The sequence below is a fragment of the Methanosarcina subterranea genome (assembly GCF_055385895.1).
In genome coordinates this window covers 3732120-3746115 of sequence record NZ_AP042426.1, presented here as the reverse complement: position 1 = coordinate 3746115, position 13996 = coordinate 3732120, and the positions used below count along the sequence as shown (strand labels likewise).

Below are 13996 nucleotides of genomic sequence, written 5' to 3'. Positions count from 1 at the left end.
AAAGTTGTCCTGAGAATTGTCCTGGATTCTCCTGTAATCCCCATAAAGTACAGGTCTTTATATGATCTTTAAACATGTTTCAGGCTGGTAAAGCATGAAACTTTCAGATTTCTGAAGAAAGTCCGGTTTTCAGAGTGCTGGGATTTTTTTCCCAGATCCTAATCGAGGTTTTTTTGCTCCGAATCCTTAAAATTAAAATTAGCTATCTTCTCGAACCTCTATCCTCTGACTATGGTTTCCAGCTTTGGTTTCAAGGTTCAAAGCCTCAAGGTAGAGGCGCATTATTTTCAGCCTTTCTTCTGCGATCCTCTTTGCTGCACCGGTATTCAACTTATCAGGAATTGTAAAAGGCTTGTAGTGCATGTATTCGTTAAAACCTTCAACAGGGTCCTGGACATAGACAGTCTTTTTTGAGGTTCCCTTATCCAGTCCTGTTGTGTGCTTCAACATCCTTAGAGCCCCCATTGAAAGGATGGACCTGAAAATTCCAATTGCTCCCAGGGCATCAAGCCTGTCGGCATCCTGCAAAATCCTGGCTTCAATAGTATCGGGACTTTTCCCTCCGCTGAACCTGTGGGTCAGGATGCAATATGCAACAGCCTCAACAGTCCTTTTTTCAACACCTGCCTTCCCCAGGAATTCGGAAGCTATCTCCACACTGTAAAGGGCATGGTCTCCTCCCTCCTCATGTTCTTTGATAACTCCTACGTCATGCAGAAGAGCTGCGAGCCGGAGAGTGAAAAGGTCTCCTCCTTCTTCTTTCTGGATTTCCCTGCAAAGGGCTTCTACGCGGGTTATATGGGACATATCATGGGAACTGGGTTCCCCGTCATGAAAAGTAGCCGCAAATTCTCTCGTTTTTTCTATCAGGTCCATGTAAATATTCTACCTTTGATATTCTACCTTTGATATTCTACCTTTGATATTCTACCTTTAATATTTTACCTTTGATATCCTACTTTGATATTCTACCTTTAATATTCCGCTTCTGCAACCATGGTCTTGAGATGTTCCTGAATTTCGGAAATCGCTCCGGAGAGGGCTTTTTTGTTATCATAAGTCGTGATCAATGCCACAAGTTCTTCTTTCTTTTCCTTTTTCATTTCTTGTGCAAGTTTTGCCATATTTCCGAGAGCCCTTGTAAGATTATCTACAATTGATATTGTGGCGGTTCTCGAGGTCCGTGAAAGAGGGTTCAAGTCAATTGTTATGACAGTCTTTCCCATTTCTACAAGTTTTTCACAGCGGTCCCCATCCTCGAGGGGGACAAGCACAACATCCGCAGTATAGATCCCTTTACTGCTCACAAGCCTCCTATCGTGAGAGAGCTCAAGGCTTGAGTCCGGATTCTTTCCAAGCACCTCAGAAGCTCCGTTTGCCTTCAGGTGTTCTATAATGAGGTGTACCCGCGTGTCGGTCCTGTGAAAGAGGTTTACTTCGATTCTGGCTCCGGTAATATCTGCCAGGGAAATGACCTTTTCAGGAGCCAGGGCTGCGACATTACCGTTTACAGAAATAACCGGGTTTTCTGCTAGAAGTAGTGCAGCAACTGCAGCTCTTTCCGCATACAGGGCAGATTCGGTACTTCGCTCGCCTATAAGGTAATCAAAGCTCTCTCCTCTTCCCTGGGCAATAAGTCCCTGGATACTTGTAATTCCCATTTTTACCCCGGCTGCAACCTTTTCACGGGCGAGCAGGGATTCATACCTCGGGTGGTCTTGGGGTATATCAGTCATAGATGTCGCTTACCTTTTTGCTTGTCAGATTAATCTCGTATTACATTCTTATTTGGAACTCTAAGGTCTCTGCCCTGAGATGCGGGCAATTTGTGCGGCTCAGTACCTTTTTTTATTCCGATACTATTTAAGTTGTGGGTGCTTTCTCCGCAGAGAGCCTCCTTCCGCTCTTTTTGTTTAATAATTGTTTTCGGATGCTTTTCTGACCCCAAGCTGCAGAAGACTTTGTAACAAGGCAAGAGCCTGATAAGCATCGGTGCATGACGTAAATGCGTGATATAATATATTATACAGGAATTGTACAAAATATTCAAAAAATAAAAGCTAAAAAACAAAGAGCTTCACCTGAAGCTCAGTCATAAAGTAATCTCGGTACGCAGGTACTGATGCCATATTCCAGCACCTGCCCGAATTCCTGAAGTGCTTCATAGAGTGGGAACTCCTGGCTGTAGGGGGCGATTGCAAAAACCGTATCTCCAAGCATTGCCTGAGAAGCAAGTCCTCCGCTCGCATTTGCAACCTCAATTACATCCCTTGCCGTACTACTCATTAGACCCGTACTGCTAGCAAAGTCTTTTGCCTGCTGCATAAAGTTTTCGAGAGTGGGTTTTTTAAGCAATTCGGACATTGCGGCTTTTCCTGCAGAATTAATCTTTCCTACTGCAGCTCCATCTGTCAGGATAGAATCTGTAGAAATTTCCCCGAGTGCAATGCAGAAAACTCTTGCTTCAGGAGCAGGAATTCTGTCTATACTTCCGAATTCGGGCCCTCCGGGCTGCAGCCTGATCACCACTCCGCCATTGGACTGGGCTGCAATGTCCCCGAGCCCGCTGCGGTTAATGACTTCAGCTACATGAGCATATTCGGTCAGGCTTTTTACTGTTTTATTCAAGGAAAGCACCCTGTTCAGAGCGTAAGCTGTACCGAGAGCTCCTGCTCCCGAAGCTCCGAATCCGCATCCTACCGGGATTTCTGCCCAGCTCTTTACTCTTACAGGCACATCGGCCATCATATCTACCACCGTACGGGTGGTTTTGCCTTCAACCTTCTTTCCATTGAGGAAAATCTCGGTCTTTTCCACGGATTTTCCAGCCTTTATCTCGGTCGTAACTCCTGCGTTAAGGACAATTCCGCAGCCGGTAGATCCTTTATGGTGAGGGTCGTTATGCTCATGGATCTGAAAAAAACCTGTAATATGACCTGGAGCATATGCTTTTGCTAGAAAGTCTGCCCCTTCACTCTCGTATGTATACATAGAAAACGCCTTTTTTGTTGTTTAAGCTATTTTTCAAAGTTCATTTTCGTTTTGTGAAATTCCGTTTGTAGAAATTTCTGTTTTGTAAAAATTGTGCAGGACAATTTGCAGAATCAGCCGATACAGCAGATCAGGTACTGTGCCGGCTCCGGTTAGTTGGTCTTCAATTTCCAGAAATCGATCAGGTTTGTCAGAGAACCTGTCGTGAGTTTAAAATCCCGGTTACCTCCTCAAGGATACAGGCTGCAAGTTTACGCTTGTTTCCGGTGACATGCCTGGTTTCGGCTTTTCTCCGCCCAAGCAGGTAAAGTTCATTTTCTTCAGTGCCCATCCCACCTTTTCCGACATCATTTGCTGCAATCATATCGAGTTTTGTCCCTTCAAGGGTTGCAGCTGCCCTTTTAAGGAGCTCTTCTTTTCCAACGCCTGTTTCGGCTTTAAAGCCTATGATCACCAGGTCAGGGTATTTCTCCCTGCATTCTTTTATTAGTTTTCGAGTGGGTTTCAGTTTGAGCACAAACTCTCCTCCTGATTTGATTTTATCTGGAGAAGGTTCGGCTGTATAGTCTGCAATTGCTGCAGAACTGATCAGGACATCATACTCATTTTGCAATTCAGAGAGTACGGCTTCGGTCATTTCTGCGGCGCTTTCGGCAAAGATCTCCCTGATCCCTGCAATCTCGAGCCTGTCTCTGTGCACCAGGGTTACATCAGCTCCGCTGCGGTAAGCTTCAAGGGCAAGTTCCCTGCCCGTCTTTCCGGAAGCCCGGTTTGTGAGGATGCGGATAGGGTCAAGGCTTTCGGCAGTGGAGCCGCCTGTAATAATTACCTTCCGGTTTTCCAGGCTCCGGTTTCCAAGAACCCTTTCTACCTCGAGCACTATTTCTTCATTTGAGGCGATTTTTGCAACTCCCTCTTCGAACTTCGGGCCCACCATGGAGATCCCCCAGCTTTTCAATTTCGCCACATTTTCAGTTACAGCCGGGTGCCTGTACATGGACTCGTGCATTGCCGGGACAACCATAACACGAACGCCGGAGCCAAGAGCAGTTGTTGCAAAAGAGGTAACCGTGGTATCGTCTATTCCGTGCGCGATTTTTCCTATGGTATTTGCTGTTGCCGGTGCTATCAGGAGAAGGTCTGCTCTGCCTTTAAACCCGCAGAACTCAACGTGCTCTACCCTGCCTCCGAGTTCCGTAATAACAGGGTTCCCGGTGGCGTAGTGCAGGGCGTCAGGGTGCAGGATATGCATTGCAGCCTCAGTCATGACTGCATGGACTTCTGCCCCATTCCGTATCAGTTCCCTTGCGAGTTCAACTACCCTGACCGCTCCTATACTCCCGGTAACTCCGAGGGCAATGGTTTTTCCGGCAAGGGAAGAACTCTTCTGTCCCTGTATCCATAGGGTAGGGTGGGTTTTTTCAGCCTTATTCCGAGCGGGGTTTCGCCTGTCCATCCAGTCCTCTAATTTTACTGCATCAGATTCATTTTGATCTGAATTGTTTTGACCTGAGTTTTCAGGTTCCAGTGCGGAAGCGTCTGGATTTTGCCGGTCAGGATTCATTTGATCCTTCTTATTTTGAGACTCTTTCAATGGTTTTTTCATTCAGGCACCGAAGTAATCGATAAGAATTAAGTATGGAAATGAGCTCATTTTTTGAAAAAAATCCTGAAATCACAGTGACATTAAATATGATATTCTTAAAACTTTCGAAATATGAGGAACGGTTAAATTTGATAGAGGCTGCATTTTATTTGTAAGTATCGCAGGAAATATAGATTCTATTATCAGGTACATCCGGGAGTTTAATGATTATTCTGTGTCATAAATACGGTATTAATTATATAATATTTTCAGTACTGTTTCCAGTGGCCTATAACTGGCTTGTGAACTACTCCTCCCTGTCGCTTACGCTCCGAGGAAGGAGCTTCTTGTTTCATTCCCTGAACCACTGTTCATGAGTCCACAAGCTCAACCCTGCGTTCCACAGGTGAATTATATCGTAATTAAGTTTTGATCTATGAGTGCAAATTTCTTGATGTTAATTGCGGCGTTTACATCCCTATCGTGAAATGTGTTACATTCAGGACAAAACCATTCTCTAACTTTGAGAGTCAAATCCCGATTGTAATATCCGCAATTGTTACATAATTTGCTTGATGGTTGGAATCTACCTATCCTTAATATGGTTTTTCCACTCCATTCAGCCTTATACTGTAATTTTATTACAAAGCTACTCCATGATGCATCACTAATTGATTGTGCTAGATGATGATTCTTAATCATACCATCAACGTTTAATGTTTCCAGAGCTATTGCTTGGTTTTCGCAGATTAGTCTAAAAGAGAGTTTATTCTGGAAATCATTACGCTGATTAGTGATTTTTTCATGTAGCTTCGTTAATTTCTTGATAGCTTTTCTTCTATTATTTGAGCCTTTGACTTTACGGCTGACTTGTCTCTGTAGTGCTTTCAGCTTCTTGAGTGATGTTTTCAGATACTTCGGATTTTCAATCTTTTCGCCGTTTGACAGAACGATAAAATCCTTAATCCCAATATCAATGCCTATTGTTGTTTCGGTGGTAAACTCTTGTTTTTTAGGTAATGATTTTTCATCATCAACAAGAATACTTATGAAATATTTTCCTGTAGGGGTTCTTGACACCGTTGCCGTTTTTAAGTTTCCTTCAAATCTTCTGTGCAATACAGCTTTTACATTTCCAAGTTTTGGTAATTTTATGATATTATTATCAAAATCTACACTATATGATTGTGGTATCTGGAAAGCCTGCAATGGGTTTTTCTTTGATTTAAAATTCGGAAAGCCTTTCTTTTCCCTGAAGAATTTTGTAAATGCCGATTCAACCTGCTTTGTCATTCCTTGTAAAGACTGTGCATTTACTTCTTTAAGGAAAAGCTGCTCTTTTTTAAGCTGAGTAAGTTGTCTATTTAGATCAAACTGTGAAATTGATTTAGCTGTTTCTTCATATGTTTTTATTTTTTGTGCCAAAGCCCAATTAAACACATATCTACAGCTACCAATGTGTTTTTCGATCAGAATTTTCTGATCTGCTGTAGGCTTGAGCCTAAATTTGTAGGCTTTTAGCATATAAGGATAATATATTCTATAAGGTTATATAGTTTTCTTTAGAAATGTATTTCGTTTAGAAGTTGACGGCTCTCACTTCCCACCTGCCAGATCGGATTATCCGATCTGTCGAGGAAGGAGTCCTCTCGCCTTATCGAGATAGACTGGCTTATATTGTCGGTACTGTAACTCGCACAATTAATAAGGTATTACTAATATTATACAGTCCAGTTGCTTCTGGGAGTTTCCCGGATTTGATAATATATTATGAGAAAGGGCAGGAAGGCAGATGACCGATAAAAAAGCTGCGCAAAGAGAAGTTACTGCAGATGGGAAAAAAGGTCTGGGCACCATTATAGGAAAAATCTCCGGAAAAGACCGGCTGGAACTTGAGGTTGACCGGCTCAACTCCAGGATAGTCGAACTCGAAATTGACCTTCAGAGTACAAAAATCCAGCTTGAAAAAAGAGAAGTCCTTGCAAGGCAGGCAGTTGCGGACAGGCAGGAAGCCGAATCTCGTTTGAATCAGGAGCTTGTACGGACCCACACCCTTTCCCACGAACTTGAAACAATCCGGGTTGAATCCCAGGACAAGCTCGAGTTCCGCGGGATTGAAACCCTGAGCCCTGCCGCTGTCCAGGCTTACCTTTCCAAGCTCAAGTCCCTTTACTCTCCTGCAAACGACCTTTTAACCGTCTATCTGCCCCCCGGAACTTGCCTTTCCGCCGTAATTCACGAAAAAACTCTTGGTCTTGTTGAAGAAGAGACTCGCTTCCTTCTTGATAGGCTCGATACTGAAACAGGGCTTGTCTTTTTTTACGACTTGCACCGCATGATTTCCGAAGCCATAGTTCCCCCTTTCCCTGTTGCCTCTTCTGCCTGGTATCTCCAGGACAAGTATGAGACTGCTCCACTTGAGGAAAACCTCAGTTCCAGCTGCCGCTTGCTCATTCTTGTCCTGCATGCAGGAGAGTCTTTTATAGGTTTTGCTCCTGATACCTACATCTTTGATGCGGAAGAATTAGTCAAAAGCAGCGTTAAAGAAAAACACAGCAAGGGAGGTTTCTCCCAGCGCCGTTTCGAGCGCCTGAGAGAAGAAGATATTGCTCATCACATGGACAAGGTTTTTGAAACCTTGGATAAAGTTCTCGAAGAAAACTCCCCTATTGACTGCATTATTATGAATGGAGATACTTCGCTTATAAGGGAAGCTGAGAAGCGCCTTCCCCTGAACATTGAGGTTATTGAGAAACCGGCTGATATTAAGGTTGAGAAAACCGGCGGTGAGGAAATTCTCAGAACAGTTTTAAGCTCCAGAAGATATCTGCTCTGAAGCATCAGAAATCTCAAGAGTAGCCATTAAGTACCTTAAGAAATTCCTCCACAATATAAGAAGAGTTTTATTTAATGTATGAAAAGTTCTAATAATAAGGAGGCAAGCGCTCACAAGGATATCTTTGCAAAATTTGCAGCTAAAAAGGCGCATATATCAGTTGCTTCGGAGAGAAATATGCAATACATATAGAAAACACAAAGAAGTAATATCACTTTAATTTCTTTTTTGAGCTTATCACCGAATATTCGATTAGAGAATATATCCATTTAAATTTGGTATTTGCTTATTTACATATCGGCTAACCTAACTTTAAAATTTTATAATTGCTTTTTTATATCTCTCTTTGTATCTGAGTTGGGGCATATACTCAAATAAAATATTTTTGGCCAAATCATCAAACAATCAAAGATTCTGAAACAATTAATGACCCGAAAAAAAGTATGAAAAATTGATAGTTCAATGATCTGGCGAAAAAGTTGATGGTTTATATAGAAAGTATTAGTAATAATTTATGGAGTTTGGAAGTAGTTTTCCGATTCCACCCGAACTCCATAAAATATGCCCTAAGAGGCACAATCAAGTTAGCTGTGCGAATATTTAAGCTTGCCTGATTTGCCTCCTAGGTTAATAAGGAGGATAAATATGAAACGTAATAAAAGTGGAATAAGTATACTTGTTTTAGCAGCTCTGCTGGTTGGTATGGTGTTGATGCCAGCCGTAAGTGCACAAGAAGAATCAACAGCAAGCGAAAAGCCTTCTGAATGGGAACAAGGTCTAATAGATACTCTCAACTCTAATACAAAAAGCTTGTCAACAGACGATGTAGTTTTGAATTATTGCGAAGCAAACAAAGACAAAGTTTCAATACTTAAGAACAATACTGCTTCAGATAAAAGTAATTTAAGAACATATGAACTAAAAGATGGATCAGATATAACTTTCACCAATGAAAATTTCTTTTTTGTTACTAGCATGAAGGAAGAACCAAATAATAAATTGATAACTCAAAGTACTACAACAAGAACTGCTGGTCTTGATTATACTGATACGATAACAGCATCACAGAGTTTCTATAACATTATGGGAGGGAGACTGTTTACTATCTATTCAAAAGGATATTATGGGTACAGTATATCCCCTGCTGTTGTGGAAGCTCATTATATAGATGCATGGTACACATTAGGTACTCCAACTATTTTTCAGGTGAGTAACTGGCAGGAAGGAGCGAGTGATAATACTGTCACTCATAAATCTGAAATCTATGGCAGTGGACATTTCCATTGGGGATTTGAAATCGCTGGTGCTGGTTTAGTTCTCTATGATAAAAATATCAAAGTTTACTCAACATGTGATCAATTTGGAAATGTCCATCGTACCTATGAAATGACATAATGAAATAACTTAAAAATGCACTATAAGATGTAAAATGTCGAGTTGTGAAATAAGTATGAGAATTTTAAGCACGAAGTCCTCAATACTTATTTCCAATAATGAGGGACAACTTTTGTCCAAAAATCTGTCGAGTTTCAGACCATGATAAATGGTTCTGGAACTTTTATTATAGAGGACAACTAAAATTTAGGCTGAAACTAAAATGGGAGAAATTGTAAACTAAGAAATTAATTAAGTCAACCAAAAATTTATCAGTATGGATGGATTTTATAATGAAAAAACCAAGTTATGGAATATTATTTATTGCTTGCTTCGCCTTTTTTTTAATTTTTAACTCTTTTTTCGTGATTGTACCTGCTGATTTATCAACTATTATAAGCGTAATTGTTGGAACTTTTATCGAATCTCTCATCGTGTATTTAATCATAATCATGATCATATATATCGTAAATCGTTACAGCAGATCGTCTCGGAGACGGCTTTGAAATTCAAGCTATTTATATAATTCACTACAGATGCAAAGCAAGGCAGACAGCCACTTCAGTCTGCTTGAGCCTACTTAAGTTTTGGGAGTTACAATGAACAAAAACTTAGGTAACATGATACGATGTGTGTTATCATTAATAGCCGTAGTTATGGCGTTATATAATGTGTACCTTTCATGGTTTGAAGATAAATTTAGTTCAAATTTGTTATCTCTTACGTTGATGCTTGTGGTATTATCAGTAATTGTTAACAAAATATTCAGAAAAGCAATATAATTAAAAGAGAAAGTCTCAAATTAATTCTTAATTGTAGATGGATATACCCTTGAAGAGGTAGAAGATAAACCTGCAACTGAAACCGACCTTGTGTTTGGTCAATGTATGAGATGAAAATGGAGAATGGAGTAGAAGAGAATTTAAAAGAATGGGAGAAAAGTGATGAACTCACTAAATCTATCGAAAAAGCAGCAGCTGAGAAGGGAGTTAATATCAGTGTGCCAATTACTGAGGAAAAGGCGCAAAAACTGATTGATGACTCAGCAACAACATTAGCAGTCACAGGTAAAACACTTAATGTTACCTTATATGGACAAGAACAAAGTGATTACTGTGCTGCAGCAAGTGGCAAAATGATTGCTAAATATTATGGAGTAACTCACACCCAGACGCACATCTATCAAATGATGGATGAAGGGGGTGTTGTTGACGACCAGATATATTATTATACAACAAGCAGATCTGAAGGAGGGTTAGGGAAGACTGGTTCATTTGAAAATTGGACTCCAATTTTTAGCCAACTCACCTCCGAAATAAATAATAATAGACCCGTAGTTAGTCTGATTCCAAGGCATGTTCGAGTATGTAGAGGATACTCAGATACTGGTGTTGGACTACACTATTTGAAGATTAATGATCCACTGCCTGTTGGATTGGGGCACCAATTTATAGAAACTTGGGGAGCCGAAACTTGTCATATATATGTGAAGTGAAGAGCTAAAACTCTTCACTTTTTATGGGTGATTGGTATGAGTAGAATTAACAGGGAAGTTGCTTTTTTTATTGTTTTTCTGATTCTAGTAATAATCGCAGGGTTATTTATAAAAACACCAGTGGATACGGAAACGCAAGTTAACGATGAACTGAAGGTAGCTGGTATGAAAATCCGATTCGAAGACGGAATTACTGAGCCAGAGGTTAAAACTATTCTTGAAAACTATAATATGACTATGAACTATAACATCGATTACAATGTTGATTCTATGGTGAATAAATACTATATAATGTTAGATAAAAACAATTGGAATATAAGACGCGAACTGAATAAAGGGATGAAGGAAGAGAAAAAAGATTGGATTGAATCTTCTCCTGCTCAAGTTATTAGGAAAGGAGACGACTATATACTTACAGTATCTGAACAAGCTACTCACGATGAAAACTTTCTTGCGATACTAGATAAATATGATATTCCGGTGAAAAAGTTCATTTGGTGCGATATTCGTTTTGAAAAGTCGGATGGATCTAAGTATTGGATTCCAGAGGAAGATGCAATCAAAATAAAAAATGAGCTCGAACGAAATGAAAGTATTTTTACTGTACAGTTTTATTATCTTTATCCTCCAGATGACTCCACGACATAAGAGGCTGTCTTAGAGTCTATCCGAAAATTGGTCACTTGCTATAACTTTTACAATATTCAATATACAAAACCGGAAACGAATACTCCAATATTATAGACCTTATATCTTCCATAGTTTTTTGATAATAACGTTGGCACGAAAGACAAACATCACCTGGGGATAATAGATGAAAAGTAAAACCATCCCAATTGACACTTTTTCTATTTCACTTCCATCTGCAGCAATGTCTAATAAAGCACGCAGAGAAGATACACTCATAAGAACTTTTGGGACAACTGCATTTGCAATTTTAATATTAATTGGTGTAGCAGGTGCAGGTCCATTTGCCTACATTACTAACTGCGACAGCAATAATATCTCTGTAATTGATACAGCCACAAACAAGGTCACAGCCACAGTAAATGTAGGAGAACATCCTGCTGGAGTTACAGTCAGTCCAGATGGGAAACAGGTATACGTTGTTAACTCATATGATGACACGGTTTCTATAATTAACACTACCACAAAAAACAAAGTTATAGCCACAGTGAAAGTAGGAACCTATCCTCAAGAAATTGCAGTCAGTCCAGACGGGACAAAGGCATATGTGACGAGTTTCAGCAGCAACACTGTTTCTGTAATTGACACTTCTACGAACAAAGTTACAGCCACAGTAGATGTAGGAAACTTTCCTTTTGGGATTGCAGTTAGCCCGGATGGAAAAAAGGTATATGTGTCGAATTCCGGCGGTGACTCAACTAACTTTACAGGCACAGTCTCTGTAATTGACACAGCCACAAACGCTGTTGTAACCACGATACCTACAGGAAACAATTCACTTGGGATTGCAGTCAGTCAGGATGGGTCAAAGGCATATGTGATGACCTCTAATCATCATGACTATAAAGCTACTATTTCTGTAATTGACACAAGTACAAACGAAGTTACAGACACAGTGAACGTAGGAGACACTCCTCGCGGAATTGCGGTTAGCCCGGATGGGAAAAAGGTATATGTAGCGCATTATCTCAGCAATTCACTTACAGATGCTCTTAATATAATTGATACAGCCACAAACAAGGTCACAGCCACTGTGCCTGTAGGAAAGGCACCTTGTGGAATTGAAGTCACCCCAGATGGAACAAAGGTATATGTGGCAAATTATGCGAGTCACACTGTCTCTGTAATTGACACAACCACAAACACGGTTATAGACACAGTAACAGTAGGAAAATATCCTACAGGAGTTGCTATTGGGCCCTCTGTAGATTCCAATATAACTAATCAAAGCGCAAAGGCAACCTCTAACGCAACTGAAGGTACAGAAGTTAAAGAAACTAACTTATCATTCTCAGAAGAAAAAAACGCTAGCGTACTTAACAATTTAAACAATAGTTACAATGATACTAATAATTCTGAATCTGATAATGGTGATGGCTCAGATGGAAACGAATCGAGCAAAAATAACTTTGCTCCAGGCTTTGGATTATTGGGGAGCTTGGCCTGCCTTTATGGAGGGTGGAAGTTAAGGAAAAAGTAATGGGACTTAGATTGCCAGACCGCTGATGAATGGTGATCTGTTAAATGGTGATCTGTTAAATAATGATCTGTTAAATAATGCCCTGTTATCTACTATGTCTGGAACATGAAGTACAGAAACCTGATGTATCGAAGCATTGCAATATGTGAAGAACTAAACTCTTCATCTTTTTTGTTGGCATGAGCAAAATCTCTAAAAGGCTGCCTTAAAATTAAATTTGATTTTTTCGATTTTCGCGCTTTTGGAAAAGCCTACCAAATTTTGGCTTGATTTTTGGCTCTCTGCGAGAGCAGGGATAAACTCCTGAGCTTTTTGTGATCTTACAGTCTTGGGTTATGAACAATTCAAGAATATTACAATCGATGCATTTATTCACCAATGTGTCATGATTGAGGAATATCTGAATATAACTTAATATAGCTCAATTTATATTTGATTAAATGACTTTAAATTGAATTAACTTCTTTTTTATAAAAATTACTGAATACACATGAGAAAAGTCTATATATTTATAGTTTCTCTCCAGACCATCAAACAATCAACGGTCAGGAATCAATTTCAGGTTCCAAACAAGTGTGAAAAACAGATAGTTTGATGGAATGGACAGAAAACTTATAAGGAGTTAGGTAAGAGGAATTTATGGAGTTCAAAAGTATTTTCCATGTCACCCGAACTCCATAAAGTGTGCCTATGAGGCATGGATTATGTTAGCTTTGCTTTTATTTAAGCTTGCCTGATTCTGCCTCCTTGGTGCTAAACAGGAGTGAAATAAATGACAATGATGAGATTAATTTTTTATTCTGCTGTTATTGGAAGATTCTGCTGTTATTTGGAAGATTCTACTTAATTGCAGAACGCCTCCTTATAAAAAATCCATTATATTTTGTGGATCTAATACAGAGATGAGCGGGGCTGTCTCTAAAATTTATAACAAAGATGCATGATGATGTATAAGTTTAAAGTGGATAAGATTGAAAAAATAGCAAAAGCCATAATTTTGATATCACTTATTATAACAGTGTCTTTTTTTATATTTGTATTTTACTCCGAATTTACCGGAAAACATCTATCTATTGGTGGTAATTATCTTATTATTTCTCTTCTCGTTAATATTGGATTTTTCATGTTAATATTTGTAAGCGTACATGAATTAATTAAAAATTATCGAGAAGTTGCTAAAAAACAAAAATAATAATCATTAAGCAAAAAAGGTTTAGATGGACAGCTTGAATAAGAAGTAAGGGATTAGATCCAAAAAGAGCATTGGAAGACGGAATAATCATTTAACCGGTAATCAATGGAAAATTCTATAATCTCAGAACCAATTTTTAAACATGATGGCTAATGGTAGTGTTTCTCAAATTTCTCAAAGCTGAATAGTTACAGTTTATCAAATACAATAAAAAGTATGGGGTCAATCGATGATAGGCGAAGCTGAACTTATAATAATATTTGGAGTATTTGTTTTCGTGATTCTTTTAATTGTGCTAGCATATACATTAATCAAACATCTTATAAATCGGAGCAAGACGTAGCTGTAACATACTG

12 protein-coding genes are annotated in these 13996 nt (G+C 39.4%); 6 read left to right on the top strand and 6 right to left on the bottom strand.

The features are described from left to right. Positions 1 to 198: 198 nt before the first annotated feature. The 5 genes from ACZ5A8_RS16340 to tnpB all read right to left on the bottom strand — a co-directional run bounded on the left by ACZ5A8_RS16340 (position 199) and on the right by tnpB (position 6100). A complete protein-coding gene (locus tag ACZ5A8_RS16340) occupies positions 199 to 876 on the bottom strand; it encodes an HD domain-containing protein (protein WP_464530336.1) in 678 nt (225 codons plus the stop codon). Between the two features lie 98 nt (positions 877 to 974). Next, positions 975 to 1736, bottom strand: a complete 762-nt coding sequence (locus ACZ5A8_RS16335) for a 4-phosphopantoate--beta-alanine ligase (protein WP_464530335.1) — start codon at positions 1734 to 1736, stop codon at positions 975 to 977. Positions 1737 to 2088: 352 nt separating this feature from the next. After that, the gene (locus tag ACZ5A8_RS16330) at positions 2089 to 2991 is read right to left on the bottom strand and encodes a pantoate kinase (RefSeq protein ID WP_464530333.1); all 903 of its coding nucleotides are present in this window, start codon (positions 2989 to 2991) and stop codon (positions 2089 to 2091) included. A 190-nt stretch (positions 2992 to 3181) separates the two neighbouring features. Next, positions 3182 to 4447: a bifunctional phosphopantothenoylcysteine decarboxylase/phosphopantothenate--cysteine ligase CoaBC gene (gene coaBC / locus ACZ5A8_RS16325; protein ID WP_464534178.1), complete on the bottom strand. Its 1266-nt coding sequence runs from the start codon at positions 4445 to 4447 to the stop codon at positions 3182 to 3184. 540 nt (positions 4448 to 4987) lie between these two features. Further along, positions 4988 to 6100, bottom strand: coding sequence for an IS200/IS605 family element RNA-guided endonuclease TnpB (tnpB, locus tag ACZ5A8_RS16320; RefSeq protein ID WP_464530331.1), 1113 nt, complete (start codon positions 6098 to 6100; stop codon positions 4988 to 4990). Positions 6101 to 6368: 268 nt separating this feature from the next. Between tnpB and ACZ5A8_RS16315 the strand changes: the two genes are divergently transcribed. Further along, positions 6369 to 7412 (top strand): Vms1/Ankzf1 family peptidyl-tRNA hydrolase, encoded by a 1044-nt coding sequence (locus tag ACZ5A8_RS16315; RefSeq protein WP_464530330.1) that lies wholly within the window; start codon positions 6369 to 6371, stop codon positions 7410 to 7412. 645 nt (positions 7413 to 8057) lie between these two features. After that, on the top strand, positions 8058 to 8807 hold the full coding sequence (locus tag ACZ5A8_RS16310) for a hypothetical protein (protein WP_464530328.1): 750 nt from the start codon (positions 8058 to 8060) through the stop codon (positions 8805 to 8807). Positions 8808 to 9093: 286 nt separating this feature from the next. Here ACZ5A8_RS16310 and ACZ5A8_RS16305 read toward each other — a convergent pair whose 3' ends face one another. Further along, the gene (locus ACZ5A8_RS16305) at positions 9094 to 9219 is read right to left on the bottom strand and encodes a hypothetical protein (RefSeq protein ID WP_464530327.1); all 126 of its coding nucleotides are present in this window, start codon (positions 9217 to 9219) and stop codon (positions 9094 to 9096) included. Between the two features lie 450 nt (positions 9220 to 9669). On the opposite strand from ACZ5A8_RS16305, the gene ACZ5A8_RS16300 reads away from it, so the two are divergent. The 4 genes from ACZ5A8_RS16300 to ACZ5A8_RS16285 all read left to right on the top strand — a co-directional run bounded on the left by ACZ5A8_RS16300 (position 9670) and on the right by ACZ5A8_RS16285 (position 13640). Further along, positions 9670 to 10281, top strand: coding sequence for a C39 family peptidase (locus tag ACZ5A8_RS16300; protein ID WP_464530325.1), 612 nt, complete (start codon positions 9670 to 9672; stop codon positions 10279 to 10281). A 36-nt stretch (positions 10282 to 10317) separates the two neighbouring features. Continuing rightward, entirely contained in the window at positions 10318 to 10929 is a 612-nt protein-coding gene (locus tag ACZ5A8_RS16295; protein WP_464530323.1) for a UPF0228 family protein, read from the top strand. 166 nt (positions 10930 to 11095) lie between these two features. Continuing rightward, entirely contained in the window at positions 11096 to 12448 is a 1353-nt protein-coding gene (locus tag ACZ5A8_RS16290) for a YVTN family beta-propeller repeat protein (RefSeq protein ID WP_464530321.1), read from the top strand. 961 nt (positions 12449 to 13409) lie between these two features. Continuing rightward, the gene (locus ACZ5A8_RS16285) at positions 13410 to 13640 is read left to right on the top strand and encodes a hypothetical protein (RefSeq protein ID WP_464530320.1); all 231 of its coding nucleotides are present in this window, start codon (positions 13410 to 13412) and stop codon (positions 13638 to 13640) included. Positions 13641 to 13996: the final 356 nt, after the last annotated feature.

What these genes read in the sequence shown, in the direction of transcription:
- ACZ5A8_RS16340 (WP_464530336.1), bottom strand. Translation starts at nt 876, where the DNA reads ATGGACCTGATAGAAAAAACGAGAGAATTTGCGGCTACTTTTCATGAC.
- tnpB (WP_464530331.1), bottom strand. Translation starts at nt 6,100, where the DNA reads ATGCTAAAAGCCTACAAATTTAGGCTCAAGCCTACAGCAGATCAGAAA.
- ACZ5A8_RS16315 (WP_464530330.1), top strand. Translation starts at nt 6,369, where the DNA reads ATGACCGATAAAAAAGCTGCGCAAAGAGAAGTTACTGCAGATGGGAAA.
- ACZ5A8_RS16335 (WP_464530335.1), bottom strand. Translation starts at nt 1,736, where the DNA reads ATGACTGATATACCCCAAGACCACCCGAGGTATGAATCCCTGCTCGCC.
- ACZ5A8_RS16300 (WP_464530325.1), top strand. Translation starts at nt 9,670, where the DNA reads ATGTATGAGATGAAAATGGAGAATGGAGTAGAAGAGAATTTAAAAGAA.
- ACZ5A8_RS16295 (WP_464530323.1), top strand. Translation starts at nt 10,318, where the DNA reads ATGAGTAGAATTAACAGGGAAGTTGCTTTTTTTATTGTTTTTCTGATT.
- coaBC (WP_464534178.1), bottom strand. Translation starts at nt 4,447, where the DNA reads ATGGACAGGCGAAACCCCGCTCGGAATAAGGCTGAAAAAACCCACCCT.
- ACZ5A8_RS16310 (WP_464530328.1), top strand. Translation starts at nt 8,058, where the DNA reads ATGAAACGTAATAAAAGTGGAATAAGTATACTTGTTTTAGCAGCTCTG.
- ACZ5A8_RS16305 (WP_464530327.1), bottom strand. Translation starts at nt 9,219, where the DNA reads ATGAGAGATTCGATAAAAGTTCCAACAATTACGCTTATAATAGTTGAT.
- ACZ5A8_RS16330 (WP_464530333.1), bottom strand. Translation starts at nt 2,991, where the DNA reads ATGTATACATACGAGAGTGAAGGGGCAGACTTTCTAGCAAAAGCATAT.
- ACZ5A8_RS16290 (WP_464530321.1), top strand. Translation starts at nt 11,096, where the DNA reads ATGAAAAGTAAAACCATCCCAATTGACACTTTTTCTATTTCACTTCCA.